Below are 26226 nucleotides of genomic sequence, written 5' to 3'. Positions count from 1 at the left end.
CCAATTATAGCCTTTTAAGAGCAGCCTTAATAATATCCTCAACCTTTAACGAAGCATCGTCCTTAAGTATTGCATCGAGCGCCTTCTCGACGTTGGGTTTTGCGAACCCGAGCGTGATTAGCGCCGACTGAGCCTCGTCGCGGGCAACGCTGCCCACCCCCGATAGGGCTCCGCCCCCGGCCATATCGCCATCAACCTTACCTTTTAGGTCGAGCAGCACGCGCTGAGCCGTTTTCAGGCCAATTCCCTTGACGCTCTTAATGCGGTTCAGGTCGTCGGTGGCGATGGCCGTGGCCACCTCGGCGGGCGTAAGCGACGAAAGCATGATTCGGGCAGTGTTGGGGCCAACCCCCGAGACGCCAATGAGCAGGCGAAACAAATCGCGCTCAACTTTATCGGCAAAGGCGAAGAGCAGCTCGGCATCTTCGCGTACAACATGGTGCAGGTATAGGATTACCTCCTTTTTCTGGTGTATCTTCGAGTAGGTATTAACGGAAATATTCAGATTGTAGCCAATGCCGTAGGCTTCGACAACGGCATTAGAGGGTGTAATTTCTGCTAGATTGCCCTTGATGTATTCGAACATGCCAAAGTTATTATATCTATTTCTTGCAAAGTTGTCTTAGATTTGCAAATATATCTATTTGGAACAATTAGGAGATTATGTAAGGATAACTTTAGCTGAACGAAGAGCAACTTTGACCCGTAGTATTATGATTGATCGAATTCGCGCCCTATCGCTTGCAATTGGCTTGCTGCTCGGCATAAGTGCAGAGGGGCAGGACCGACTTCCGCTGTCCTTTTCGGTAAAAGACCTGTCGTCGGAGCTAATTCCCACGAAAAAGCTGCCGCCAATCCCGAAAAAGGCGCCGGCTGCGCTGCGCTCCGAGGGGAGATCATCGCGCTACCTGAAGCGGCTGGAGTTTGGATCGACCCTGGCAACCAGCATCAGCATAAATTCCGAGGGAAAATCGGATACCGTACGCTCAACCATCATCCATAGAATAATGGTGAAGTCGGAAGGCGCGAAGTGCCTTACCCTTAAGCTGAGCGTCGACCAGGTAAGCGGGTTCGATAGCCGTAATATCTTCGTGTATACCCCCACCCGAACCTTCGTTGCCAGCGTGCTGGCCAAGCTTTCCGATAAGTCGACCGTGGTGCTACCCCTGGTGCCCGGCGATTGTGCCGTTGTGGAGGTCGAAAAACCAGTGGGCAGCAAGGCGGCCTTTACCATCAGCGAGGTGGTGCATGGCGATAGGCTTCCGCTTAAAGGGTACGGCTCGGATGCCGAGGTTTCGGGCGCGTGCATGGTGGATATTTCGTGCGCAGAGGGGCAGGAGTGGCAGGTGGAGAAGAACAGCATCGTGAAAATACTCATCGCCACCGAGCTGGGCGAGCGGATGTGCTCGGGGGTGCTGGTAAACAACACGTCGAAGAATAGGCATCCCTACCTGCTTACGGCCAACCACTGCATTCTATCGGGGGAGGACGCCAAAAACTCGGTTTTCTACTTCGGAAACGAGAAGAAGAGCTGCGGATCGGACAACATCTTTGTGGGATACTCCATCTCGGGCGCTACGCTGGTGGCCTCGGGTTACCAGGGGAAGACCGACTTCGCGCTGCTGGAGCTCTCGCAGGCGCCACCCGCCGAATACCTCCCCTACTTTGCCGGATGGGACGTCCGCCGTAAGCCTTTTACCGAGCCAGGTGCAACCTGCCTGCATCATCCCAACGGCGATGCCAAAAAAATATCCGTCGACTTCGATACACCTATCGCCGCCGACTTCAACGAGCTCGACCCCACCGCCGGATTCGAGGCCAACACCCACTGGCATGTCGAGCGATGGGACATTGGGGCTACCGAAGGCGGCTCGTCGGGGGCGGCGCTCTTCAACAGCAAGCATTTGGTTGTTGGAAACCTCACCGGGGGCCTGGCCGACTGCTCGAACCCCGTTGATGACTACTTCTCGCGCATCAACGCCGCATGGAGCAGCAATCCCGACCCTAAATATCAGCTGAAATACTGGCTCGACCCCGCCAAAACGGGCGATTCGACCCTTTTGGGCATGGGCAACAACGTCGTTTTCTTCGGCACCATCGAGCCCAGCAACGTCAGCGTTTACCCGATACCCGTTTACGGCGGCACCATCCATATCCGCATCAAGCCAGCCGAGGATAACAGCTCGTTTGTGTACTACGGATCGCTGGTGGTGAGCCTCTACGACGTCAACGGACGCAAGCTGGGCGCTACGCCCTTTACCGATCCCTCCGAAACCTTCGACTACAACCTGCCAACCGCCAATCCCGGCATGTACCTGCTCGAGATTGCCGCCAAAGAGCGGAGGGTGGTCAAGAAAATTATCATTCTCGGCCGCTAGGGGCGCCACCGCAGCCCGTCTGGGGCAGAAATGTACGCGACAGGGGCAAACTTTTGCCCTCATCCCTACGAATTGCACGGCAAAGTTGGCTCTTCCGCCGCGTTAGCCTGCTCCTATCACACGATCATCTGCAAATTATTCCATGAAAGGGCAGCGCAGCTCAACCATTTTACCCTTTACCTCAAGCGTAAGGGCGTTCCTACGCGCACTATTGCAAAAGACCGCGCGTAGGCCATGACCAGTAGCGCATGCAGGGGGAAAGCGCACGTAAAGCTTAGGGAACCACGCGTGATATGTGGCAACTTTCAGGTGAAACCTGAGGAGTTTCACGTGCAATATAAAGGGTTTCGCGTGCTGGGGTGGGGCTAAACGTTAGGCGGGGCAACGCTTCGTGCCGATCTTCCACCAGCCGACTCGACTACCATCGAGAAAAGGGCTCTACACCCCACTTGGTATCTAGAATTATTCTAAATTTGCACCATCAGGCGGCAAACGATACATTTGCCCAGGTAAACCAATGTGGATTTTAGGTGTTTCTACACCAACCGAAATAAAAGAAACGAAATGAGCATCGACAACCAAGCCATAGAGAAGGTTTTATCGCAGGTAATTCACCCCGACAGCGGCGATAGCATCGTTGCGCTGGGAATGGTAGAGAACATTCGAGTAGAAGGAACCGATATAAAGCTAACGCTGGCCTTCAAGAAGGCGCGCGACCCATTTGCCACCTCCATAAAGAGGGCCTGCGAAACGGCCATCGAGCAGGCGTTCCCCGGATTTACCATCAAGGGGAACATTCTTGAGCTCGTAAAGGAGAGCGAACCCAAAAAGAAGGCGGAAAAGCAGGTATTCGACACGCTGAGCGGCGTAAAGCACCGCATTGCCATCGCCTCGGGCAAGGGCGGCGTAGGCAAGTCGACCGTAACCTCCAACCTAGCCGTAACGCTCGCCAAGATGGGCTACAAAGTTGGGCTTATTGACGCTGATATCTACGGCCCGTCGATGCCCAAGATGTTCGGCCTCGAGGATGCCATGCCCATCATGGTGGAAGTTAACGGGCAGGAGCTCATCGAACCCGTCGAGAAGTTCGGCGTTAAGGTAATCTCCGTCGGATTCTTCGTCAAGCAGGAGGATGCGCTCGTTTGGCGCGGCCCAATGGCCACCAACGCCCTTCGCCAGATCGTCCAGCAGGTGAATTGGGGCAACCTCGACTACCTACTCTTCGACCTCCCCCCCGGAACTGGCGACGTACACATCACGCTCTCCACCGAATTCCGTCCCGATGGGGTTATCGTCGTAGGAACCCCTCAGGATGTCGCGCTTGCCGACGTGGTTAAGGGCATAAAGATGTTTACCAGCGACAATCTTCACATCCCGATCCTCGGAATCGTCGAAAACATGGCGTGGTTTACCCCCGCCGAACTGCCCGAGAACAAGTACTACATCTTTGGGAAGGACGGATGCAAGAACCTCGCCCAAAAATACGAGTTACCACTCCTGGGACAGATCCCAATCGTGCAAAGCGTCTGCGAAGGTGGCGATAGCGGCACCCCATCCGCCCTCTCGAACCCGATAGTTGCCGAAACCTTCGAGCAAATTGCCCACGGGGTTGTTACAGAGCTAGGAAAGATTTCGTAACGAAACACCAACACCAAATATGGAAGCCAACAGCAGCTTGGTAGAACGGATTGAAGGCGCGCTTGATACTATACGCCCATTTTTGAAGAATGACGGCGGAGATGTGCAGCTTGCCGAGATCACCCCCGATATGGTGGTGAAGGTAGTGCTGCTCGGCGCCTGCGGCAGCTGCCCCTTCAGCCTAATGACCCTAAAAAACGGCATCGAGCTGGCAATAAAGCGAGACGTTCCTGAAATAAGAGAGGTTATAGCCATCCAGGATGACGAGATTGTGCTGTAGCCGCTCCGTACGGCGCAGGTTATGCCGCTGCTGGGGCAAATTTCATGCATTCAGTAGGGGCATATCCCGCGTTTAGTCATCTTTTTTTGCTATAATTGCCAATCCAAAAAGGCTTTACTTAGGGTCTTCGAGGCGATTTCAACCCGTAACAATTGAAAAAGGCATTACTTATCGTACTCACTGGGCTGTTGCTGGGCTGTTCCACACAAAAGAACACGCTAGTCTCGCGTACCTACCACAACGTTACGGCGAGGTACAACTTTCTATTCAACGCCAAGGAGAGCTACAACGAAAGCACCGCGAAGTACGCCAAGGAATTCCCCTACACCTACAGCTCGCTCCTGCCAGTCTTCCTTTTCTCCGACAAGCTGGCCCCTTCGAAGACCGCCGAGGGCATGGATCGCGCCATACTCAAGAGCGGCATGCTGGTAAAGTACCATTCCATCACCGCAAAGCCTAAGAATGCCAAGCAAGACACGCATGGCCAGCGCGCATTCTACAACCAGCGCGAGTTTTGCAGGTACGTAGACGATGCCTACCTCTACATCACCAAGGCCAACGCCCATCTTCACGAGTACGGCAAGTGCCACCAGACCATCGACCAGATTCTGCTCAACTACCCCAACACCGATACCAAGGTAGATGCCCAAATATGGCAGGGCGTTATCGCCGGAGCCGAAGAGGACCTCATCCAGTACGCCAGCTCGCTGAATTCCGCCAACCAGCTTCGCAACCTTACCAAAGCACAGATGGCCTTCCTCCGCGCAGCCTGGGCCGACTACTACATAATGAAGAACGACTACCCCAAAGCCATCGAAAATCTCGAGCAGGCCGTTACCCTCGAAGGCAAAAAATACGACAGGGATAGATACCGCTATATTTTAGGCCAGCTTTACCTGCAAACCAACAAGAAACAGCAGGCCGCAGCCGCATTCCACAAGGTTGCCCGAAGCACATCCTCCTACGAGATGGCTTTCAACGCCCAGCTCGACGAGGCAAGATCGTACACTGCCGGCAGCGCATCCGATCTTAAGAACGTTTTACTGAAGATGGCCAAGAGCGACCGCAATGCGCCCTATCGCGATCAGATCTACTTCACCATTGGTAGGATCTACCAGCAAGATAAGAACGAAAAGGAGGCGCTTGCCTACTTCTACAAGGCGTTGGAATACTCGGCGCCCAACAGCAACCAGAAGGGGATCACCTTTGTTGCCCTTGCCGACATGGCGTACGACAAAAAGAGCTTCGTACAGGCCCAATCGTACTACGATAGCGCAACCACCAACCTCGATAGCGGCCATCCAATGTTCAACGCCGCCCAGCTACGCTCCAAAAAGCTCGACCGCCTCGCACTAAACATGCGCGAGTACCAGCGGCTCGACAGCTTGCTGAAGATGTCGGAGCTGAGCGAGGCCGAGCTCAGCAAGCTTATCGATAAAAAGATCGCATTCCTCACCGAACAGCAGAACAAAGTTCAGGAAGAGGCCAATACGCAGCGCCAGTACATGATGAACCAGAACAACCTTACGCTAAACCCCAGCCAATCGGGCAGCTGGTACTTCTACAACCAGTCCACCCTCGCATTTGGTACCGCCGAGTTCAAGATGCGATGGGGCCAGCGCAAGCTAGAGGACAACTGGAGGCGCAAAAACAGGGGAACCCTCGACCAAATCGCCGAGGAGAAGAAGGAAGAGGAAAAGAAGATAGAGGAAAAGACCTCGCCGCTCACCCGAGAGTACTACCTAAAGAACATACCCAAGTCGGCAGCCGACAAGCAGAAGTACATCGACCAAAAGCAGACGGCCCTCATCGAAGTAGCCGAAGCCTACCGCGCAGATGTCGAAGAACCCCGCGAGGCCATCGAAACCCTTAACGGGCTAACTGCTGAAAAGATCTCGGAAGCTAACGAGCTGAAGGCATACTCCATATACTACCAGTCGTATCTAGCCCTCAACGACATGGCGGGAGCCCAGCGCTACAAGGAGCTTATCGCCAGCAAGTATCCAAAGAGCGAGCTGGCCCAGTCGCTCAACACCACCACACATTCGGTAAGCGCACAATCGTCTGCTGCCAACGATGCATTCGCCAAATGCGTCGAGCTGCTCAACGCATCCAAGTACGACGAGTGTCTCACCCTTGCCAACCAGCAGCTAAAGGATAACACCAGCGCGCTTACCCCACAATTTGCGCTTGTTAGGGCAATGGCAACAGGTGGTTTACAGGGACGAGAAGCCTACCGTAAGGAGCTTGCCGCAGTAGTCAGCCAGTACCCCAACAGCGAGGCTGCCAAAACCGCGTCGGAATACCTTCTGCAGCTCGACAAGCAAACCCTTAACCTGATAAACAGCACCGAGCCTACGAAAAAGGCAGATACCCCAGCCAAATCGGCAAGCACCACCAGCTATGCCCCATCGGAAGGCTGCCATATGGCCATTATTGTCGTTCCCAGCAAGTCAAACTTCAACCAGATTAAGTTCAACCTCGTCTCGTTGAACCTCGAACTCTCGCCCGAGCAGGAGCTAAGCATCAACAAGCAGCAATACGACAACAACAACGATATTATAGTAGTAAGCCCCTTCGACAACAAGAAGAAAGCAATGGACTACTACTATGCCCTTATCCAAAAGCAAAAGATAATCAGCCAATCGGGAACCGAAAACTTCGCCATCTTTGCAATCTCGTGCGATAACCTAAATCTTTTACTCAAGGATAAGACGCTTGAAGGGTATGCTGACTTCTTCTTTAGCAGCTACCTTAAGTAACTATAAAATGTTCGAAAGATGCTATAACATCAGCAGAAGACCTACGTATAAAACTGATGTATTCAAGCCAAAACGATCACGAAAAAACAAGAAGCAACTTCAGACTCAAACATCACTTTATAAGCTTAAATGATTATTACGGTAAACGAGCTAGCCGACCTTGATGCAGCAGCAAAAAAGGTTGTAGAGGCTATTGGAAATAGAAAGGTTATTGCCCTATACGGGCAGATGGGTGCAGGAAAAACCACGTTGATTAAGCATATCTGTAAAGTTCTCGATGTGCAAGATGTGGTAAATAGCCCAAGTTTCTCGCTGGTAAACGAGTATCAACGCCCCAATGGCGATCCTATTTACCATTTTGATTTTTACCGTATAAATAAAATCGAAGAGGCTTTTGATTTTGGTTACGAGGAATACTTTTTCAGCAACAACCTCTGCCTTATCGAATGGCCGGAGGTAATTGAAGATTTAATTCCTGATGATGCTGTCAAGCTAACGATTCAGGTATTAGGCGATGGAAGAAGAGAGATACAAATTACATAGACATCTGCTTTATGGTAGTGGAGAATGGCAAAACGAAGACTAGTTTCCCGTTTGCATGGGGCTTTAACCCACAAGAAGAAATGCTGGAAGTGAGCCGAAAGACAAAAAAGCTCACCATTGGTATTCCCAAAGAAACTACTTGTGGAGAAACACGTATGCCGCTTACCCCAGAGGCGGTCAAGCTCCTCACCCAACGAGGGCACGACGTCATTATCGAAGCTGATGCAGGCCTAAATGCCAACTTCTCGAACCTGTACTATTCCGAGAATGGCGCAACCATTGTTCAAACGCCACAAGAAGTATTTACTGCGGATATCGTTATAAAGGTTTCCCCGTTTAGCATTGATGAGGTTGCCTTGATGAACGTCAACCAAACCATCATCTCCTCCCTTCACCTCAACAAGTACACTGCCGACTTCATAAAGGCAGTCATGCATAAAAAGGTTACTGCTATTGCCTCTGATGCCATAAAAGATGCTGATGGCTGTTACCCAATCGTTCGCTCGATGAGCTCCATTGCAGGATCTACGGCAATTCTTGTTGCCGCCGAACTAATGAGCACCACCAATAAAGGCAAAGGCGTGCTTCTAGGAAGCATCCCTGGCATTACTCCTGCCGAAGTCGTAATTCTTGGAGCAAGCACCGCAGGCGAATACGCTGCACGAGCCGCTATGGGATTAGGTGCCGAAGTTAAAATCATCGACCACTCCATAAGACGGCTTACCGAAATTCAGCAGCTGCTTGGTCAACGAGTTTTTACCAGCAACTTTCACCCACAAATCATCGAGAAAATTCTGAAAACCGCAGATGTGGTAATTGCCACCATCATCCCAGAAGACTCTCAGAACAGAATCCAAATTGACGATGACCTCGTAAAGGTTATGAAGCATGGTGCTGTTATTATCGACCTCACCGTCGACAAAGGCGGTTCGTTTGCATCCTCGGAATACAAGACCAACAACGATCCTCCATTCGTAAAGCATAACGTTATCCATTACTGCATCCCCAATATTACCTCACGAGTTGCACGTACGGCATCCATTGCCCTTAGCAACGTATACATGCCACTGCTAGACAGCATTGCTGATGCACCAAGCATAAAAGCCTACTTAAAAGAAAATACAGGAATTCGTAACGGAGTTTACGTCTTTAACGGAATGCTGACAAACAGCTATCTTGGAGATGTCTACAATATCCCATCAAAGGATATTGATTTGCTAATGGCAGCCTTTTAGCTACTGAGCTACAAAACGGTAGGTTATCGATCCTTTTTGGGTAGCAGGTGCCTTTTCATCCATAGTAAAGCGTGAACGTTTGGCGGCTTTTAGGGCTTCTGCAAAGAGGCATTCGCTTGCTGTTGTTCGTGCCGATATTGCAGCATCAACAACAGATCCTCGCTGGTTTATCGTAATGTTTACAACCACGTCTCCACCACCCTCGCAAAGATAGGCAGGCACAGGTAAGTAGGTTCCCTGGCGTCCTTGAACCGAGTAAGAAAGCACCGAAGCACCCTTATAAGCCTTTTCCGAACTCGAACGTGCACCACCACTGCCCATTTGTCCATGCTGACTGGATGGTGTCTTGTCTGCTGCTTCCAACGACTTCTTGTAGAGCTGCTGGTTATCCTTCATTCGGGCTGCCAACTGCCGAGCCTCTTCATAAACAGGATTCGACCTACCAAACTTATCATCAACAAGTTTATCGGTAAGCTTGTCTAGGTTAGTATTTACAGCAACATTTCGTACAGTGGTTGCCCTGTTATCTTGAGATTGTTTGATTATTTGGGAATCTGCTTTTTTTAAAAGTTCCTGAACAAACTTCGCAGGATCAGCATTGGGAGCAGCAGGTGGTTCTTGAAACTCTAGGTAAATCTTATCCTTGACATCCTTTACCGGATTAAGTTTTAAGGCTATCACGAAAACCATCACCAGCAGGTGAAACACAATTGTGCCCAACAACCCCACCTGATGATCAATTATCCACCGCACAAAGCCTTTCGACTGATTCTCGTTAACGATATCTCCCATCTAATCCGCAAAAGTTTAGACAAAAGTAATCATTACAACAAAACGTCAGCCAAACTTTATGATTTGCTAACAACCTTTGGAACAAAATGTGGCGTATTCATTCTCTTGAAAGAAGCGACAATCTCCCTTACTTGATAAAAACCTTTATCAAGATTCTGCCAATAACCAATTCTCTCAAGAAATAACCGCTTAACTTAGGAAGAATTCTTTGTCGTCTACTATAACCCGCTTTATTGAACTATACTTTAATATCTTAAATCCACCTCCATTAGTTTCATCACTTGCAATAAAGTGCCGAGAAGAGGCTGTGTAATTATAATTCAACGGCAAGGTGTAAGAATTCTGTTCGTCGAAAACAAGAAATCTATAGGTGGCTTCAATTAATAGTTTTTTGAGCACATCCTCGTCAAAAATAAAAACTCGCATAACTACTCAATTTATGTTTATACTCAAATCCAAAAATCAACGAACACCGACTATCGTCGTTATTTGACTGTTTGTTAAATAAAGCAACATTTATCCACAAATCAAATATGCAACACTGAAAGTTTTAAACTTTATCAAAATAGTTATCAACAGGCACAGCTCTTATTTTGATAAAAATTCTATTGGGGATGCTATCTTTGCGCAAAATTGAGGAATGCACAAACAATATCTCCAATCAAATGCCTTTCGATGGACGCTTGAACTAGTTGGATCACCCCAAAGGCTGCTCATAAACATCACTATTTTTATACTTGTGGGAATAGGATACGTACTTCCCAATAGTAACTCTGCCATTCTCATCCTTTTCTTCGGAGGAGTGATTCCATGCATTCTAAACTACTGCGTATATAGCTTATCACGAGTTTGCATCAGCAAAGCAGCTGGAAGAAGCATCACTATTAACCTAAGCCCAAAACGGATGAGGCTCTATTTCTGGATCGATAGCGCAATTATACTGATCCTGTCATGCCTTATAGTAACCGACGTTCTGTCATCCACCATATTCAAGGCTATTGCCTGTCCTTTGATCCCAACCATCCAACTTCTTGGCATGCGAGGACTGCTCATATTCTACTTGACTTAGATTGAAACGCTTATTTCAAGCCGACTTGCAGAAAAGAAGTGCATCTTTGCGTGAAATCCATTTTTTTTTTGTTAGTTTATGTTGATTATTAGAAAGTAGAAAACGGACAAGCTGATCGAAGTTTTCGAGAGGACTTTTTTTAATAATTTTGTAAATAAAATTTCCGTGAATATTAGCCACTACATCCAAGAACTACTCTTCACCAAACAAAAGGTAGTACTACCTTACATTGGCTCCTTTGAGATGGTGAGTAAGCCCGCACATATAGATGGTGCAACGGGAACCATTACTCCTCCATCTAAAAGCATAAAATTCATACATAATGAGGGAACAGACTATTCTGCTCTGGTAAACCATATTGCAAAAAAAAATGGCATTTCTACGACAAAGGCTCTTAAACAAATCTGTGCTTTTTCGGAAGAAATAAACAATCGTCTGCACAATGGTGAGGAATTTGAAATAGAAGGCATTGGCATACTACGAGTAATAGGAAGCGGAACTGTAATCTTTCTTCCTTTTTCGAGCTATAGCAACCTTGGCGAATCGTTTGGACTACCAACAATAAGCATCGGTAAAAAGGCCAAACTCGAAGAAGTAGCAGAGCAAGACGTTATTTCAGAAGCAGACCTAGAAGGTCAATCAACACCAGAGACCTCTCCTATTGTGAAGAAAGAAGAGGAAGAACTCTTCGAACTTATTGATGACTTTGTTGAGGAGCCATTACCCTCAGCTGCAGAAGTTCAACCAGAGAAAGTAGAAAGCAGCGAAGCAGGTAAGACACCTGCTATCGAAGAAGAAAAACATATTATTTCGGAAGAGAAAAAAGAAGATATTGAGGAAACTTCTCCAATTATAGAGAAGAAATCTGAAGAAAAGCCTACTGTAGAGATTCCTATTGAAAAAGCACCTGTAGAACCTGCAAGAGAAGTCCAACAGCCTCATTTTTTTAAAGAGAAAACCTTTAAAAACGATGAAGTACTGGAAGAAAAAACAGACATAGAAACAGCAACCCGAAGAAGCAAGCATAGCTGGATTTGGCCTTTGCTAGTTGTTATTTGCATCCTAGCGATTGGGCTTGTTGCCTTGTACCACTACAATCCCAATATATTTGCCTTTATCATTCCTAGCGATAAAGAAATGGTAGTAGAACCTGCTGTTCCTGCGGATGTAGACTCTTCGTACTACAAAACCCTTACAAGCGCTGCTACCGATACATCGTCAGTAGATAGTACCAGAGCAGATAGCGCAAGGGCTAACCTACAGAAGATTGATAGTACATCTAAGAAGACTCCAACGGGGAAAAAGATAGTAAAGACTCCATCCTTCTCTACAAAAAGACCAATGACCAAGGAAGAGATGGAGACCCTAATAAACGAAAAGCTGAAGTTGAACAATTCATCATCAGCGAAAACTAACGACACCCAGCAAAGAGCCGCAGTAAACAGACAAATACAACAAGAGGTAAAGCCATCGAAACAAGCAACAACAAAGGGCTACAGTGTTATTGCCGCAAGCGTTGCAAGCATGGATGAAGCCAAAAAGATAGCAGAGGTGCTGAAAACAAAAGGCTACAATCCTCAAATAATGGAAGGAGGTAAAGGGAAAATCCGAATAAGCATAGGTAGCTACCCAACCTCCCGACAAGCTATTAATGCGGCTAACTCCGCAAAGAAGAAAATTGGTATAAATGCTTGGATCCTGAATCCCTGATCATCAAGGAATGAAATAAAAAGCCCCACTAATACTTTAGTGGGGCTTTTTATTTAGAACGCTGTCCCATCTTCCTGTAGGAATAGGTTGGGAACCGACAGGTAGCGTTCGCCAGTATCGTAGTTAAAGGTGAGGATTCTTGCTCCCTTATGGATATCTGGCAACTTCTGGTTAATTGCAGATAGCGATGCACCACTAGAAATTCCAACAAATAGGCCTTCTTGTGATGCAGCCCTTCGCGCAAAATCGAAGGCATCTTTCCCATCAACCTGAATAACGCCATCTAGGAGAGAGGTGTCCAAATTCTTTGGGATAAAGCCGGCACCGATACCCTGCAAAGGATGAGAAGATGGTTGACCTCCGCTTATAACTGGCGAGGCAGCTGGCTCAACGGCATAAACCTTTAGGTTAGGCCACTTCTTCTTCAACACGCGAGCAACTCCTGTTATATGACCACCTGTTCCTACTCCGGTAATCAGGTAATCTATTCCTTCAGGGAAATCTTCGATAATTTCAAGAGCTGTTGTCTCTTCGTGCGCAAGAATGTTTGCTGGATTATCAAACTGCATCGGAATCCAAACCTTGGGGTTCTCTGCAGCAATCTCGTTTGCTCGCTCTATGGCACCTTTCATTCCCTTTTCGCGAGGTGTAAGTACGAATTCGGCTCCGTAAGCGCTCATGATGGCACGGCGCTCTACCGACATTGATTCGGGCATCACCAGCACTACCTTGTAGCCAAGCGCAGCACCAACTAGCGCCAATCCAATACCCGTATTACCCGATGTCGGCTCAACAATTACTGAATCCTTCTTTAGAATTCCCTTTTTCTCGGCATCGCGAATCATCGATAGCGCAACGCGATCCTTAATGCTACCACCAGGGTTTTGCCTTTCGAGCTTAACCCAAACTTCGTAGTCATTACCAAATAGCTTGTTGATCTTTAGGTGAGGCGTATTGCCTATCACATCAACGATTGAAGTTACTCTCATTTGCAGATATTTTTACAGTAAACAATTTTTGACTCCATGTTATTGAAGATTTTACTCCCCGGAGGAACGCTCTCGGTAAGCCAGACATTGCCACCAACAATGCTCTCGCGACCCACCACCGTATCGCCACCAAGAATGGTTGCTCCGGCATAAATGGTAACCCCATCCTCTATTGTAGGGTGACGCTTAACCTCGGCATCGGCTTTATGAACCGAAAGCGCACCTAGGGTTACCCCCTGATAGATCTTCACGTTGTTACCAATAATGGTAGTCTCGCCAATTACTATCCCAGTTCCGTGATCGATAAAGAAGCTGTGACCAATATGCGCACCGGGATTGATGTCTATCCCCGTTTTGCTATGCGCCAGCTCCGAGAATATCCGAGGAATGATTGGAACACCGGCAACATATAGCAGGTGGGCAATTCGGTAGGTGGCAATGGCAAAGAAACCTGGATACACCATGGCTACTTCCTCCGCAGATGAAGCCGCAGGATCGTTTTCGGCAATAAACTGCGCATCCTCCATCAGACGTTCACGCACCTCGCACAGATGACCAAAGAGATGATCAACTGTATTGGCAATACTCGCATGATTTTCATCAAGCAGTAGGAGGATCTTTTTCAGCTCCACCCGAAGCTCCTCCTCCGTGTGAATCTTCTCTGGATAGCACAATGTTTCGCAAAGCACATGAGGATGAACAAACGATATCAGCCCACTATGATAATTCTTCGCTCTTACCACCACCTCTAGCTGGCGGATCTTCTGATCTAACTCTTCCTGATTCTTTTCCTTCATTACACCAAAAATAAAAAGCCCCCTACCGTTAGGTAGAGGGCTTACGTATCGTAAATGCAAGCATAGTCTACCCGTACTGGTGCATACCACAACAGCAACAGATAAACGAATATGCTCTTTCTTTGTTCATGGGGTTTACATTACAATTGCCTGACGTACGTAGTACACTGCATTAGCGATGCTCTCAAACTGTTCTTTGGTTAGGTTCTCGCCAACTACAGGTTCAAATGCCTTTCTAATTGGTTCGAATAGCCTAAGCGTTTCCTCAACGTTCTTGCTCTCCTTGTTCTGCTCCATCAGCTCTAAAACCTTGTCTAGGGTTTGCTTCTGATTCGCAATCACTCTTAGGAAAACCTTGTTTTTTGGTGTCGACTTAGCGATCTCGACGGTAGTGTAGAGCCCTTCGACCCAGCTGCCGCTCATTACGAGGATCGAAAGATAGTCTTTTCCATTATTCTGCAAGAATGCATAGGTGTCTAGATACGAGTCGGTGATGATACGGGTCAACGAATCCTTGTTGTCGATATTCTGCTCAACACGCTCTGCGAAAGATGTATTAAACTGCGTAGATATCTGGAGCTCGTCGATTAGTTTTTTACAAACCTTCAGATAGTTTAAGGTTTCCTGCTTCATCCCGTAGGTGCTGGAGTAGCTTAGGTTGGCGCCATACACCCCCAAGTTTAAAGCCTTGTCCTTATCGGTAATATACTTGTCGACCTTTTCAACCGGGTTGCAGAGCGAGTAGATGTAGTTTGCCTTGGCCTTATTTAGCGCATCGTTAATTTGCTGTGGGCTTGGGATGGGGTACTTGATTACCTTACGAATCACCTCCTCCTTGTTCAGCGATAGGTCGTTGTTGTCCTTGTTCGACTTGCTGCCGCACGATACTGCAGTTAATGCAACGGCTAAGATGATGATATGGGAAAGCTGCTTAAACATAGTCTTCGACTAACAAAGTTTTTGTAATGTTAGCAATAAAGTCGTTAAAATCCGCTTCGACAACTTCTGTGCACCACGCAACTGCTGCCTTTTCGCTCAATTTTGTTAATGAGCACCGCCTAGGTCCTAGCAGAGAACGGGGCGTTCGAGCTGCTTGGCGATTTCGGTGCGCACCTGGTTGAGGGCGGTGATGCGCATCGTCATCTCCTCGAAATCTTCCTCCGTGATGTTCTTCAACTCCTCCATCATATTCTTAATGGCAAGCGCAATAACCTTTGCCTTGTAGTTGGTTACCGCCTTGGGCACCGCGGCGGAGAGGAACTCCACCAGGTTATCCTCCGATTGCCCGAACTTCTTCCAGATGTTGCTGAGCACATACTCGTCGGACTGGAGGTTGATGACCAGCTCGCTTATCTTCAGATTTTCGTGGTGGATGAAGTGCGTGATCTTGGGCTCCTCGCCGTTGGCGATAAGCACGGCGAAGTCGTCGAAGATCTGGCGGTACTCGAGGTTTAGGAACTCGAGCTCGTCGTTGGCGATTTCGGAGATGATGTACTGCCCGACGCTCATCTCGAGCTCCTCGCCGCTATCGTCGGTAAAGCGGAAGAGCTTTACGTTGGCATGCCGGAGCAGGAAGTAGATGATCTCCTTCTCCTGCTCCTCGCAAAACACGTTGCTTACGAACGAGGGGATGGCAGGGGTCTGCCGCTCGGGTCGCGCCTGCTGGGCGGCGTTAAACTGCTGGGCGGCGGCAACGCCCATCTTCTTGCTGCGCAGCGACGACATCTCCTGGATAAGCGTCTCCTCGGCTACCTCGAACATCCGGGAGCACTCGCGGATGTACACCGAGCGGATGATGGTGTCGGGGATGACGGAGATGGAGTGCATGACGTCGGTGATGAGCCCGGCGCGCTTTATGGGGTCGTTATCGGCATCCTTTAGCAGGAGCTTGGTCTTAAAGCTGATGAAGTCGGCCTCGCTGTCGGCGATGTACTGCCTGAGCTCGGTTACGGAGTGCGACTTGGCGAACGAGTCGGGGTCTTCGCCGTCGGGCAGCAGCACCACCTTTACGTTGAGCCCCTCCTCCAGGATCATGTCGATACCGCGCAGCGAGGCCTTGATGCCGGCCGCGTCGCCGTCGTAGAGCACGGTGACGTTGTTGGTGAAGCGCTTGATGAGGCGGATCTGCTCGGTGGTGAGCGAGGTGCCCGACGAGGCCACCACGTTCTCGATGCCCGCCTGGTGCATGGAGAGCACATCGGTGTACCCCTCGACGAGGTAACAGCGGTTCTCCTGGGTGATGCTCTTCTTGGCAAAGAAGATGCCGTACAGGGTGAAACTCTTGTGGTAGATCTCCGACTCGGGCGAGTTCAGGTACTTGGCCACCTTCTTGTCGGTCTTCAGCGTACGGCCACCGAAGCCGATCACCCGGCCGCTGATGGAGTGGATGGGGAACATCACGCGGCCATGAAAGCGGTCGAATAGGTCGTCGTTATGCTCCACCGAGAGCCCCGTCTTCACCAAAAAATCCTTCTTGTACCCCTGCTTAGCGGCGTACTGCGAGAAGGCGCTGCGGGTGTCGAGGCAGTAGCCCAGCTGGAACTTCTTGATGATGTCGTCGCGGAAGCCGCGCTCGCGGAAGTAGCTCATGCCAATGGTCTTTCCATCGACATGGTTGAAGAGCGTATCGGTGAAGTGCTTTTGGGCGAAGGCCGAGAGCACCATCATGCTCTCGCGGTCGTTGTTCTGCTGCATCTCCTGCGCCGAGAGCTCGCGCTCCTTGATCTCGATGCCGTACTTCTTGGCCAGGAAGCGCAGCGCATCCACGTAATCGAGCTTCTCGTGCTCCATGATAAACGACACGGAGTTGCCCGCCTTGCCGCAGCCGAAGCACTTGAAGATGCCCTTGGCGCCCGATACGGTAAACGACGGCGTCTTCTCGTTATGGAACGGGCAACAGCCGAGGTGGTTCACCCCCCGCTTCTTCAGGGATACGAACTCGCCTACAACCTCAACGATGTTGGCCGCATCAATAATTCTGTCAACCGTTGTTTTATCTATCATTACCCTGAGCTATCTTTAGTGGTGGATTTGGGGTGGCAAAGATACCTGTTATCCCCCATAAAAGTAGGAAAAAGAATGTCAACAAAAAGGAAAAAGCTGGTGGTGCTCACCGGGGCCGGCATCAGCGCAGAGAGCGGACTTAAGACGTTTAGGGATATGAACGGGCTCTGGGAGGAGTACAACGTGGAGGATGTGGCCACCCCCGAGGGATGGCACCGCGACCCCGACCTGGTGCTCCGCTTCTACAACGACCGCCGCCGGCAGCTCAAGGGCGCCCAGCCCAACCAGGGGCACATCGGGCTAGCCGAGCTGGAGGAGCACTTCGACACCGTCATCATCACCCAAAACGTGGACAACCTGCACGAGCGGGCGGGCAGCTCCACCGTCATCCACCTGCACGGCAAGCTCACCGAGGTGCGCAGCACGGCCAACCCCAACCTTATCTACACGGTGGATGGCGACGTAAACCTGGGCGATAGGTGCGAGCTCGGATCGCAGCTGCGCCCCAACATAGTATGGTTTGGCGAGGCCGTTCCAGCCATGGACATCGCCATCGATATCGCCTCGGATGCCGACATCTTTGCCGTGGTGGGCACCTCGCTCAACGTGTACCCGGCAGCAGGCCTCTACCGCTACGCCCCCCGCGAGGCACCCATCTACGTGATAGACCCCAACGACGACGTTACCGTGTCGGGCATGGGCGGCCGCGTGGTGTACATCCACGAGAAGGCCACCACCGGCGTGGCGCAGATGAAGGAGCTGCTGATGGAGAAGTACCGCTAGGATTTGGAGGTGGAGCCGATTGAGTAAGCGGGATAACAGAAAGTCCAGATTGCTTCCCCTGAAATTGCATCGACATCAATATAAATTCAATCGATGACCATTGAAATTACATGGTCATCGATACAAATTCAGTCGACAACCATTAAAATTACATCGACACCGATACAAATTCAGTCGACGACTATTGAAATTATATCGGCACCGATACAAATTTGGTCGATGACCATTGAAATTACATCGGCGTCGATACAAATTCGGTCGACAACCATTGAAATTATATCGATGCCGATATAAATTTGGTCGACAACCATTGAAATTCAATCGACGCCGATACAAATTCGGCCGATGACCATTGAAATTACATCGGCATCGATACAAATTCAGCCGATGACCATTGAAATTATATCGGCACCGATATAATTTCAGCCGACAACCATTGAAAAAGTAGCCGCTGGAAGTAAAACGTAAAGCCTACCTGTTGCGAGGTAGGCTTTTTTATACTGTAAGGGGATGGCGAAGACAAGTGCCCATAGCCGTCAAGTTAATAATGTTATTACTGCTACTTCGCCAAATAGCAGCACGTTATCCCCTCCTTGGAGGGGGAAGGGGGTGGGTAAAGAACGCTAAGTGAAATGAAAAATGTTGCTTTAAACGTGCAAACCCACCCCTACCCCTCCCATGAAGGGGATAAACAGTTTCAATCATGCACTAGTGCTTAATATCCATCCCTTTCTTTCTAGAATAAGGAGCTATACAACTCTTAGCTTGACATCCATGGGTGAAGCCTTCACCAAGCAGGGCACGCTACCCTACACCTCTTTCTACTTTCCCTCAATATCCTTTCGGTACTGGCAGATATCCTCGATGGAGACCACCGTCATGCGGTGCTTCTCGGCGAATGCGGCCACCTCGGGCAGGCGCGCCATGGTTCCGTCCTCGTTGGTAAGCTCGCAGAGCACGGCGGTGTCGCCCAGCCCAGCCAGCTTGGCGAGGTCGATAGATCCCTCGGTATGCCCCCGGCGCTCGAAAACGCCACCGGGCTTTGCCATAAGCGGAAATACGTGGCCCGGATGTGCCAGGTCGGAGGGCTTAGCGCCATCGGCAATGGCGGTGCGGATGGTGGTAAGGCGGTCGGCTGCCGAAACGCCTGTGGTTACCCCCTCCTTAGCCTCTATGGTGATGGTGAACGCGGTTTGGTTCTTGCTGCTGTTGGTGGTAACCATCGGGCGCAGCTCCAGCGCCTTTGCCCGCTCGGGCGTAACGCAGAGGCACACGATGCCGCTGCACTCGCGGATCATCAGCGCCATATCGGCTGCGGTCATGTTCTGCGCGGCGTAGATGATGTCGCCCTCATTCTCGCGGTCGTCATCGTCAACCAGTAGAATTCCCTTACCCTGCTGCAGCAGGGCGATGGCCTTCTCCACCCTCTCCCTGTAGTCAGCACCAAAATCGGCTAATCCTTTCATATCTTTCAAAGTTTATGCATCAAAAAAAGCCCCGAACGAGCCAATCTCATTCGGGGCATATATGTAAGATACGTACGTTATACTCACGTAGCAGCTGCTTCTTCTACCATCCAGACTGTAACTGTCGGTTTTGGAGTTTCACCAAATCAGTCCTCTATTGAGGAGTCGCGGACTGTAACCGCCGGTAGGGATTTACGCCCTGCCCCGAAGAAATCTGGTGCAAATGTATAAATAGTTTTGGGGATGATGCACTTTTTCGCGATTATGTTCGGGCAGCGCGCTACGGCTTACTCCTTCTTCGTCGACGAGCAGGTATCCATTCCGAATACCCTGTACAGAGGGCAATTCCCCACGATGCTGGTAACCACAAAAACGGCAGCTAGCACCAGAAGGAGTATTCCAATGGCCCCCATAAGTACGTTGCTCAGGTAAAGGATTACGATAACCACAGCAGCAATAAGGCGCGCCACCCTGTCGACGATTCCCATGTTCTTCTTCATCGCTCAATGCTTAGGATTCAACAATCAAATTGGTTGCTTTTAGAACATCGCTACTAGCAATATGTTTCGCGGGAGTCCGCCTTTATAGGCTGCAATCCCAAAGAATTAGCCGGCAATCATCTTTACCACCTTATCCAGTGCGATGCCAGTTTTTGCCGATACCTCCTCAGCCGTTATCCCGCTGCCGTGAAGCCGCACAATCAGCTGCTTCAACGTTTCGCCAACCTCGATAAGATGGCGGTCGGGGTCGAAGAAGCGGATGGTGTGCTGCCCCCACTCCTCCTCGTGCACCTCGTGCAGAAAGTCAACACCGGCATCCTTCAGCGTTTGGTAAACCTCCTGAAGAGTCTCCGTTTCGAAGTAGAGCTCGAAGCGGTTGCTCGAACGGTTTAGCGTATTGGCAACGCCCAGCGTTTGGGGTATCAGGTGATCGTCCTTTACCTGCCATAGTGCAAACCCACCCTTAAGGATGATGTTCGTACCAAAGTCGCACTCCACGGCAAAGCCAAGCTGGTTAACGTAAAACTCCTTCGACCGCACGATATCCTTCACAAATAGAGCGGGGCTACAGGTTCCTAAGTTCATAGCGCATTATTTACTTTTGATGATGTCCCCTTAAACAAAAAACCTAGGCGCTCACCTAGGTTTTACGTATTCTGATGCCGCTCCTACCTTTTTTCGTTAAGGACATAGCCCTCTACGGCAAGCCCGATACGGACAATCCGCTTACGGAGCCCCTTTACCACGATTGGATTCTCGCGATGCTCCACCTCGATGGTATCCTCGTACTGATCGAGAAACCTTTTTAGGCGGTTGCTTGGACGGAAGAATATCGACGACCCCGTTTCGTAGGTTTGCTCGTAGCCGTACTGCGCCATGATGTCGACAATAGCGCTTTTCTCCTGATCGAATGGCTTATTAAGGTACACCTTGCGCTTCCCGAAACCAACAAAAGGGTAGGTTAACCCAAAGGCAAGCCCAAAAATCAGCATCTTGTAAAGACCTATTTGCTGAATAAAAACGTCTACCGAAATATCTTGACCGCCCTGGAAAAAGTAGAGCAAAATCATCATCAAACTTATCGATACGTAGAAGAAGATGGTAAACTTTAAAGCCCGAATAGCGAATCTTTCCATATGAAATCAATTTTGATGGTAAAATATGATTTTTTCAGCTATAAATAAAACGCAATAAGCTGTAAATTTAAAGGCGATTACAAAAATCTTTGAAAGCCTATGAGCTGGATTTCCGATTTTATTGCCCTATTCTACCCGCATACCTGCCGGATGTGCGGCGCTCCCCTCCTAAAAGGCGAAACCACCATCTGCACCAAATGCGTTGCAAGCCTGCCCTACACCCGCTACTGGGAATACGATGATAATCCGGTTGCCCAAAAGTTCTGGGGGCAGATTGAGGCAACAGCAGGCTGCTCGCTCCTCCACTTCCGCAAGGGAGCCAAGGTGCGCAAGCTAATCCACCAGCTGAAGTATAAGGGCAGAACGGAAGTTGGCTTCAAGCTTGGCTACCTCTTGGGGCTTCACCTTAAAACCAATCCGGTTTATGCGGACATCGACTACGTTGTTCCAATCCCGCTTCACCCCAAGAAGCTCCGCAAGCGAGGCTACAACCAGAGCGACTACATTGCCAACGGGGTTGCCGAGGCGCTAGGGGCAAAATCGGCCCCAGCGCTAGTTAGGCGCAACACGCACACCTCCACCCAAACCCAGAAGAACCGAATGGAGCGCTTCCAAAACGTTCGCTCCATCTTCGAGGTGGTGCAGCCGCAGCTCATCGAGGGCAAGCACATCCTTGTTGTCGACGATGTGATAACCACCGGCGCTACCATCGAATCGTGCGCTGCCGAGCTGCTTAATGCAGCGCCCTGCAGGGTAAGCATCGCCTCTATTGGAACGGTGTAGCATGCTTGCTAAGGATTCTTCTCAAAGCCCAAACGCATAATCAGGGCGGTCTATCCCCTCCACGGGAGGGGGCAGGGGGTGGGTTTTGCTCGTTTAGATCAATATTTATCACTCCACTAAGCGTTCTTTACCCACCCCTACCCCTCCCGTGGAGGGGATAAACAGTTTCAATCATGCGCTGGTGCATGATATCTATCCTTATTCTTTTCAAAAAACATAGTTCTATGCATCTGATTAGCATGACGGCTATGGCTACCAAACTTCGGCTTGCTTATCTTTGCTTCCCATTAATCTTCATTCCTCGTTATGAAAAGCGACCTCTCCAAGCTGCCCAACATCGGTAAGGACACCGAAGCCAAGCTCGTAACGGTTGGGATTACCAGCGCAGCCGAGTTAAAGGAGGCTGGCGTAGAGCAAGCCTTCCTCCGGCTACAAGCCATCGATCCGGGAGCCTGCCTTAGCCTCCTCTACGGGCTATCCGGCGCCATCGAAGGCGTTAAGTGGAACCAGCACTCGCCCCAACGAAAGCAGGAGCTGCAGGAATTTTACCATCAGGCAAAGAGGATGCTCGATGGCAATACCTCCAACATCGGGTAGGCCGCAATATCGTACAAAATAGCTGTGGGGCTCTTTACGAGGATCGCTTATTCCTCGATTGCAGGTATCTTTGCCTCTTCAAATAAAGGGATTATGGGAAAGAGATTGAGGCTTCTGGCGGCTCTCCTTGGCGTTTTGCTCCTAGCAGGCTGCAGCAGCACCCGAAACATGCAGGTGCTAACGGCTCGACCAGCCAACATCGACGTCGATAGGTCGGTTAAGCGGCTTGCCATCGTAAACCGTTCGATTGCCATTCAGAAATCGGCGGTGGAGAGCGCCCTTAAAGGCGATATCATAGGAACCATTACCAGCGAGCTGACGGGCAGCGATATCAGGCTTTCGCGCGAATGCATCAGCGCCATCAACCAGGGGCTGAGCAACAGCAACCGCTTCGACGTTAGCGTGTACAACCGCGAGCTGCTCAGCGGGAGCCTAATCAGCTCCGAGTTTGGCTCGTGCCTCAGCTGGAATACCATTGGGGAGATCTGCCAAAAAACCGGTGCCGATGCCGTGATCTCCCTCGAATACTTCGATGCCGGCTACACCCTCGAGGACCTGAACAAGGCCAACAAGACCATCGACAAGGTGCTAACCAACCCTACCGGCGAACCGATCTTTAGCGCAGGGGGGACTGCCTCGGCACGCGCTGGGTTCAGGATTTACAACAACCGCAGCCATACCATCATCTACGAAAACTCCTACCGGCACAGCCGCGTTTGGAAGCAGAGCGCCCGTACCTACCTCGAGGCTGCCTCGAAGCTGCTGAAGCGAAACGATGCCGTAGTATACGTCAGCCGCGATTTGGGAACCAACTTCTCGAAGCAGCTCATCCCAATGAGCTACTGGGAGCACCGCCTGATGTTTAAGGGGAAGAATCCCGAATCGGTAAAAGCCGAGAGGCTGGCGCTCACCAAGGACTGGGAGGCTGCCGCCGATGCCTGGCTACGCGCCTACAACAGCGCCTTTAAGCCTAAGGAGCGGGGGGCTATTGCCTACAACCTAGCGCTGGCCAACGAGGTGCTGGGCGATTACGCGAATGCCAAGAAGTGGATCGTTACCTCGTACACCGAGGGGGGCGACAGGCGGGCGCTACAGTACTCGCAGATTATCGACGGCCTTATTGCCGACCACCAGCGCCTACAGCAGCAGAATCCATCCGAAAAATAAGCGGTACACCACCTCAGCAGAGCGGCCACCCAGCAACGGTGGCCTTTTCTTTTCGCGCCGTTTACACAGGCTGGCGTGCCATTGGCATTGCGCCAGCTGCTTTCTGTCATGCCGCGCCGCTAAAGTAGGAGCCCCCGATCTTTTCGTCTGATTTTTGATTCATCTTTGGCCAAAATAAACGAACAAACCAGATGAAAACTAGGATACTTATACTGGCGCTTTTCGCCGTAATTCTGGCGAGCTGCTCGAAGAAGGACGACAGCGTAACGCCTACCCCACCGGATTCGGGAACAGAAGTTGGCTTTCAGCAGCGAACATGGGATGGACAAAACCGTGGCGACGTGTTCTACGAGATCTTTGTCCGCTCGTTTGCCGACGGCAACGGCGATGGCATTGGCGACTTTAAGGGGATAACCGAAAAGCTGGCCTACCTCCACTCCCTCGGGATATCGGGCATCTGGCTAACCCCCATGAACCCTTCGCCATCGTACCACGGCTACGACGTTACCGACTACAAGGCCACCAACCCCCAGTTTGGCACCATGGCCGACTTCGAGGCGCTGCTGGCCGAAGCCAAAAGGCAAAATATAAAGGTGATTATCGACTTTGTGATTAACCATACCTCCAGCCAGCACCCCTGGTTTGTCGATGCCAAGAGCTCGCCCACCAGCGCCCACCGCAGCTGGTACCTCTTTGCGCCCACCGGCTCCATTCAGGAGTGGATCAGCTCGGGCAAGGTGCCAACCGTATCTACCTACAACGCCAGCGAGTGGCACAGCAACGGCGATGGCTACAGCTACTACAACGCATTTTGGGATCAGATGCCCGACCTCAACCTCGCCAACCCCGATGTGGTGAATGCGATAAACGATGCCGCCAAGTTCTGGCTCGACAAGGGGGTAGACGGCTTCCGCCTCGACGCCGTTAAGCACGCCTGGCAGGACCCCAAGGCTGCCGACGGGTACGCCTTCTGGAAGAGCTTCGCCAACACGATGAAGGCGTACAAGCCCAGCGTGTACCTGGTGGGCGAGGTGCTCGACGATGCCCCTGTGGTTGCCCCCTACTTCGGCTCGCTACCCGCGCTCTTCAACTTTAAGGCCTACTGGAAGCTCACCGAATTCCTCAACACCACCACCTACGCCAAGTGGTACCCCAAGGACTTTCAGGATATCCTGAACAGCTACAACGGCTACTCATCAACCTACACGAACGCCACAAAGCTCTCCAACCACGACGAGGATAGAGTCCTTAGCACGTTGGGCTCGGTGATGGGTAGGGCCAAGGTGGCCGCAGCGGTGCTACTTACCATGCCCGGGCAGCCCTACATCTACTACGGCGAGGAGATTGGCATGAAGGGCCTCAAGGCCTCCGGCGACGAGAATGTCCGCGAACCCTTCCTCTGGATGCTGGGCACGGATACCTACCGCACCACCTGGCGCACGCCAACCTTCTCCACCAACGCAACCGTTACGCCGCTTGCCCAGCAGCAGGGCGATGCAACATCGATATACGCCATGTACAAGAAGTTCCTCGAGCTGCGCAACACCTACCCCGCGCTGGCCTCGGGCACGCTCGCCTACGGCGACATCGACAGCCAACCCGACAACGAGCTGGTGTACTACCTCCGCCAAAAGGATGGCGAGAAGCTGCTGGTGATGCACAACTTCGGGTCGACCTCCAAAACGGTGAGCTTGGCCACCATCGTAAAGGCGCTAAACCTCTCCGGCATTAAGGCGCCCGTTGCCCAGCAGGGCGGGGCGAAGGTAACGCTTAGCGGCAGCACCTATACGGTGACGCTTCCCGAATACTCATCGATTGTAGCGGAGATGAACTAACGAAAGGAATATATTTCTAAGGAATACCCCAAAGGGCTTGCTGATGAGGTTCAGCAGGCCCTTTCCCTGTTTTTGAGGTCGCCCTAGGGGTTCAGGAAGCCCAAAATCCTACCTTGGCAGGCCTCGTGACCCCTCGGACAGGGGTCGGTCCCCCTTAAGGAGGCCTTGCGAGGCCTCTTCGAGGCCAACGTTGCCCTCGCCGAGGGGTCGTGAGACCTTACCGAGGCCTCGCATGGCCTCGAAGAGGGGTCGTGAGCCCTCAGCTAGGGGTCGAGAGGCCTCAACGAGGGGTAACGAGCCCTCCGTGAGGGGTCGCAAGGCCTCGGCAAGGGGTAACGAGGCCTATTCGGGGGTAAGCGTTCGCCCCTAAGGCTGGTTGGCGTAGGCCATTGAACCTGCTGGGGGGCTACCTCTTCTTGGATTTACCCACACCGGCCATCGCAATCTCGATATTGGTGTAGGTAACCATAAAGCCCTTTTCTGATTTTTCAAGCATCGGCATCAGCAGGTCGGCAAAGAGGTGGACCTTCTCGGGCTGGTCGACAATTTCCACCACGATGGGCAGCTTCTCGGTGACCTCCCACATGCTGGCCGAGATGATCTTGCTGCTCGGGCCAAACCCCATCATCCCCTTCAGCACCGTAGCGCCTTGCAGCCCATTCTGCTTTGCGAAGAAAACGATGGCCTCGTACAGCGGCTTGTGGTCGATCTTGTCGGTGCTGCTAACGTAGATGCGCATCAGCACGGCTGGTTCTTGCTTCAT

24 protein-coding genes and 1 riboswitch are annotated in these 26226 nt (G+C 50.9%); of the genes, 13 read left to right on the top strand and 11 right to left on the bottom strand.

Going from position 1 to position 26226, the window contains the following annotated elements; genetic code table 11:
• Positions 1-4: 4 nt before the first annotated feature.
• Positions 5-586, bottom strand: a complete 582-nt coding sequence (gene ruvA / locus ACHZA1_RS09645) for a Holliday junction branch migration protein RuvA (RefSeq protein WP_320051666.1) — start codon at positions 584-586, stop codon at positions 5-7.
• 127 nt (positions 587-713) lie between these two features.
• Between ruvA and ACHZA1_RS09640 the strand changes: the two genes are divergently transcribed.
• The 6 genes from ACHZA1_RS09640 (at position 714) to ACHZA1_RS09615 (ending at position 8836) form a co-directional block, all read left to right on the top strand.
• A complete protein-coding gene (locus ACHZA1_RS09640) occupies positions 714-2378 on the top strand; it encodes a trypsin-like peptidase domain-containing protein (protein WP_320051665.1) in 1665 nt (554 codons plus the stop codon).
• 564 nt (positions 2379-2942) lie between these two features.
• Entirely contained in the window at positions 2943-4016 is a 1074-nt protein-coding gene (locus ACHZA1_RS09635) for an Mrp/NBP35 family ATP-binding protein (RefSeq protein WP_320051664.1), read from the top strand.
• A gap of 19 nt (positions 4017-4035) precedes the next feature.
• Positions 4036-4296 (top strand): NifU family protein, encoded by a 261-nt coding sequence (locus ACHZA1_RS09630; RefSeq protein ID WP_320051663.1) that lies wholly within the window; start codon positions 4036-4038, stop codon positions 4294-4296.
• 152 nt (positions 4297-4448) lie between these two features.
• Positions 4449-7058, top strand: a complete 2610-nt coding sequence (locus ACHZA1_RS09625) for a tetratricopeptide repeat protein (protein WP_320051662.1) — start codon at positions 4449-4451, stop codon at positions 7056-7058.
• A 129-nt stretch (positions 7059-7187) separates the two neighbouring features.
• A complete protein-coding gene (tsaE, locus tag ACHZA1_RS09620; protein WP_320051661.1) occupies positions 7188-7601 on the top strand; it encodes a tRNA (adenosine(37)-N6)-threonylcarbamoyltransferase complex ATPase subunit type 1 TsaE in 414 nt (137 codons plus the stop codon).
• An 11-nt stretch (positions 7602-7612) separates the two neighbouring features.
• Positions 7613-8836, top strand: coding sequence for an alanine dehydrogenase (locus tag ACHZA1_RS09615; protein WP_320051660.1), 1224 nt, complete (start codon positions 7613-7615; stop codon positions 8834-8836).
• Here ACHZA1_RS09615 and ACHZA1_RS09610 read toward each other — a convergent pair whose 3' ends face one another.
• A complete protein-coding gene (locus tag ACHZA1_RS09610; RefSeq protein ID WP_320051659.1) occupies positions 8837-9628 on the bottom strand; it encodes an energy transducer TonB in 792 nt (263 codons plus the stop codon).
• 1234 nt (positions 9629-10862) lie between these two features.
• Between ACHZA1_RS09610 and ACHZA1_RS09605 the strand changes: the two genes are divergently transcribed.
• A complete protein-coding gene (locus tag ACHZA1_RS09605; protein ID WP_320051658.1) occupies positions 10863-12407 on the top strand; it encodes an SPOR domain-containing protein in 1545 nt (514 codons plus the stop codon).
• 53 nt (positions 12408-12460) lie between these two features.
• Here the strand turns inward: ACHZA1_RS09605 and cysK are convergent, their stop codons facing one another.
• The 4 genes from cysK to dnaG form a co-directional block, all read right to left on the bottom strand.
• Positions 12461-13402 carry a cysteine synthase A gene (cysK, locus tag ACHZA1_RS09600; protein WP_394701078.1) on the bottom strand — a complete coding sequence of 314 codons (942 nt, stop codon included), beginning with the start codon at positions 13400-13402 and terminating at the stop codon, positions 12461-12463.
• Positions 13393-14193 carry a serine O-acetyltransferase EpsC gene (epsC, locus tag ACHZA1_RS09595; RefSeq protein WP_320051656.1) on the bottom strand — a complete coding sequence of 267 codons (801 nt, stop codon included), beginning with the start codon at positions 14191-14193 and terminating at the stop codon, positions 13393-13395. The genes cysK and epsC overlap by 10 nt, the downstream gene beginning before the upstream one ends.
• Before the next feature lie 135 nt (positions 14194-14328).
• Positions 14329-15132: a hypothetical protein gene (locus tag ACHZA1_RS09590; RefSeq protein WP_320051655.1), complete on the bottom strand. Its 804-nt coding sequence runs from the start codon at positions 15130-15132 to the stop codon at positions 14329-14331.
• A 126-nt stretch (positions 15133-15258) separates the two neighbouring features.
• Positions 15259-17196 (bottom strand): DNA primase, encoded by a 1938-nt coding sequence (dnaG, locus tag ACHZA1_RS09585; RefSeq protein ID WP_320051654.1) that lies wholly within the window; start codon positions 17194-17196, stop codon positions 15259-15261.
• A 75-nt stretch (positions 17197-17271) separates the two neighbouring features.
• Between dnaG and ACHZA1_RS09580 the strand changes: the two genes are divergently transcribed.
• Together ACHZA1_RS09580 and ACHZA1_RS09575 are read left to right on the top strand one after the other, a co-directional pair.
• On the top strand, positions 17272-17979 hold the full coding sequence (locus ACHZA1_RS09580) for an NAD-dependent deacylase (protein ID WP_320051653.1): 708 nt from the start codon (positions 17272-17274) through the stop codon (positions 17977-17979).
• Positions 17980-18072: 93 nt separating this feature from the next.
• Positions 18073-18273: a hypothetical protein gene (locus ACHZA1_RS09575; RefSeq protein WP_320051652.1), complete on the top strand. Its 201-nt coding sequence runs from the start codon at positions 18073-18075 to the stop codon at positions 18271-18273.
• Positions 18274-18800: 527 nt separating this feature from the next.
• On the opposite strand, the gene ribB is transcribed toward ACHZA1_RS09575, so the two are convergent.
• The 4 genes from ribB to ACHZA1_RS09555 all read right to left on the bottom strand — a co-directional run bounded on the left by ribB (position 18801) and on the right by ACHZA1_RS09555 (position 21081).
• Entirely contained in the window at positions 18801-19445 is a 645-nt protein-coding gene (ribB, locus tag ACHZA1_RS09570; RefSeq protein ID WP_320051651.1) for a 3,4-dihydroxy-2-butanone-4-phosphate synthase, read from the bottom strand.
• A gap of 94 nt (positions 19446-19539) precedes the next feature.
• Positions 19540-19661, bottom strand: a riboswitch (FMN riboswitch).
• 71 nt (positions 19662-19732) lie between these two features.
• A complete protein-coding gene (locus ACHZA1_RS09565; protein WP_320051650.1) occupies positions 19733-19945 on the bottom strand; it encodes a DUF2892 domain-containing protein in 213 nt (70 codons plus the stop codon).
• 105 nt (positions 19946-20050) lie between these two features.
• The gene (locus ACHZA1_RS09560) at positions 20051-20530 is read right to left on the bottom strand and encodes a VOC family protein (protein ID WP_320051649.1); all 480 of its coding nucleotides are present in this window, start codon (positions 20528-20530) and stop codon (positions 20051-20053) included.
• An 83-nt stretch (positions 20531-20613) separates the two neighbouring features.
• Positions 20614-21081, bottom strand: coding sequence for a hypothetical protein (locus tag ACHZA1_RS09555; protein WP_320051648.1), 468 nt, complete (start codon positions 21079-21081; stop codon positions 20614-20616).
• Between the two features lie 99 nt (positions 21082-21180).
• Here ACHZA1_RS09555 and ACHZA1_RS09550 point away from each other — a divergent pair, with 99 nt between their 5' ends.
• The 4 genes from ACHZA1_RS09550 to ACHZA1_RS09535 all read left to right on the top strand — a co-directional run bounded on the left by ACHZA1_RS09550 (position 21181) and on the right by ACHZA1_RS09535 (position 25463).
• Positions 21181-21864: a phosphoribosyltransferase family protein gene (locus tag ACHZA1_RS09550; protein WP_320051647.1), complete on the top strand. Its 684-nt coding sequence runs from the start codon at positions 21181-21183 to the stop codon at positions 21862-21864.
• A gap of 306 nt (positions 21865-22170) precedes the next feature.
• Positions 22171-22461 carry a TfoX/Sxy family protein gene (locus ACHZA1_RS09545; RefSeq protein WP_320051646.1) on the top strand — a complete coding sequence of 97 codons (291 nt, stop codon included), beginning with the start codon at positions 22171-22173 and terminating at the stop codon, positions 22459-22461.
• Positions 22462-22554: 93 nt separating this feature from the next.
• Complete coding sequence (locus ACHZA1_RS09540) at positions 22555-23628, top strand: DUF6340 family protein (RefSeq protein WP_320051645.1); 1074 nt, start codon at positions 22555-22557, stop codon at positions 23626-23628.
• Positions 23629-23819: 191 nt separating this feature from the next.
• Entirely contained in the window at positions 23820-25463 is a 1644-nt protein-coding gene (locus tag ACHZA1_RS09535; protein ID WP_320051644.1) for an alpha-amylase family glycosyl hydrolase, read from the top strand.
• Between the two features lie 406 nt (positions 25464-25869).
• Here the strand turns inward: ACHZA1_RS09535 and ACHZA1_RS09530 are convergent, their stop codons facing one another.
• Positions 25870-26226: a DUF190 domain-containing protein gene (locus ACHZA1_RS09530; RefSeq protein WP_320051643.1), complete on the bottom strand. Its 357-nt coding sequence runs from the start codon at positions 26224-26226 to the stop codon at positions 25870-25872.

It is taken from the genome of uncultured Acetobacteroides sp. (assembly GCF_963667355.2).
Lineage (GTDB): Bacteria > Bacteroidota > Bacteroidia > Bacteroidales > ZOR0009 > Acetobacteroides.
Note: the sequence above shows the minus strand (reverse complement) of the source record. Positions and strands in the feature narration are given on the sequence as shown.

Coding starts and splice junctions, on each gene's coding strand:
- ACHZA1_RS09560 (WP_320051649.1), bottom strand. CDS start 20,530: ATGAACTTAGGAACCTGTAGCCCCGCTCTATTTGTGAAGGATATCGTG.
- ACHZA1_RS09555 (WP_320051648.1), bottom strand. CDS start 21,081: ATGGAAAGATTCGCTATTCGGGCTTTAAAGTTTACCATCTTCTTCTAC.
- ACHZA1_RS09535 (WP_320051644.1), top strand. CDS start 23,820: ATGAAAACTAGGATACTTATACTGGCGCTTTTCGCCGTAATTCTGGCG.
- tsaE (WP_320051661.1), top strand. CDS start 7,188: ATGATTATTACGGTAAACGAGCTAGCCGACCTTGATGCAGCAGCAAAA.
- epsC (WP_320051656.1), bottom strand. CDS start 14,193: ATGAAGGAAAAGAATCAGGAAGAGTTAGATCAGAAGATCCGCCAGCTA.
- ACHZA1_RS09550 (WP_320051647.1), top strand. CDS start 21,181: ATGAGCTGGATTTCCGATTTTATTGCCCTATTCTACCCGCATACCTGC.
- ACHZA1_RS09530 (WP_320051643.1), bottom strand. CDS start 26,226: ATGAAGCAAGAACCAGCCGTGCTGATGCGCATCTACGTTAGCAGCACC.
- ribB (WP_320051651.1), bottom strand. CDS start 19,445: ATGAAAGGATTAGCCGATTTTGGTGCTGACTACAGGGAGAGGGTGGAG.
- ACHZA1_RS09580 (WP_320051653.1), top strand. CDS start 17,272: ATGTCAACAAAAAGGAAAAAGCTGGTGGTGCTCACCGGGGCCGGCATC.
- ACHZA1_RS09545 (WP_320051646.1), top strand. CDS start 22,171: ATGAAAAGCGACCTCTCCAAGCTGCCCAACATCGGTAAGGACACCGAA.
- ACHZA1_RS09565 (WP_320051650.1), bottom strand. CDS start 19,945: ATGAAGAAGAACATGGGAATCGTCGACAGGGTGGCGCGCCTTATTGCT.
- ACHZA1_RS09640 (WP_320051665.1), top strand. CDS start 714: ATGATTGATCGAATTCGCGCCCTATCGCTTGCAATTGGCTTGCTGCTC.
- ACHZA1_RS09610 (WP_320051659.1), bottom strand. CDS start 9,628: ATGGGAGATATCGTTAACGAGAATCAGTCGAAAGGCTTTGTGCGGTGG.
- ACHZA1_RS09635 (WP_320051664.1), top strand. CDS start 2,943: ATGAGCATCGACAACCAAGCCATAGAGAAGGTTTTATCGCAGGTAATT.
- dnaG (WP_320051654.1), bottom strand. CDS start 17,196: ATGATAGATAAAACAACGGTTGACAGAATTATTGATGCGGCCAACATC.
- ruvA (WP_320051666.1), bottom strand. CDS start 586: ATGTTCGAATACATCAAGGGCAATCTAGCAGAAATTACACCCTCTAAT.
- ACHZA1_RS09575 (WP_320051652.1), top strand. CDS start 18,073: ATGACCATTGAAATTACATGGTCATCGATACAAATTCAGTCGACAACC.
- ACHZA1_RS09630 (WP_320051663.1), top strand. CDS start 4,036: ATGGAAGCCAACAGCAGCTTGGTAGAACGGATTGAAGGCGCGCTTGAT.
- ACHZA1_RS09615 (WP_320051660.1), top strand. CDS start 7,613: ATGGTAGTGGAGAATGGCAAAACGAAGACTAGTTTCCCGTTTGCATGG.
- ACHZA1_RS09540 (WP_320051645.1), top strand. CDS start 22,555: ATGGGAAAGAGATTGAGGCTTCTGGCGGCTCTCCTTGGCGTTTTGCTC.
- ACHZA1_RS09590 (WP_320051655.1), bottom strand. CDS start 15,132: ATGTTTAAGCAGCTTTCCCATATCATCATCTTAGCCGTTGCATTAACT.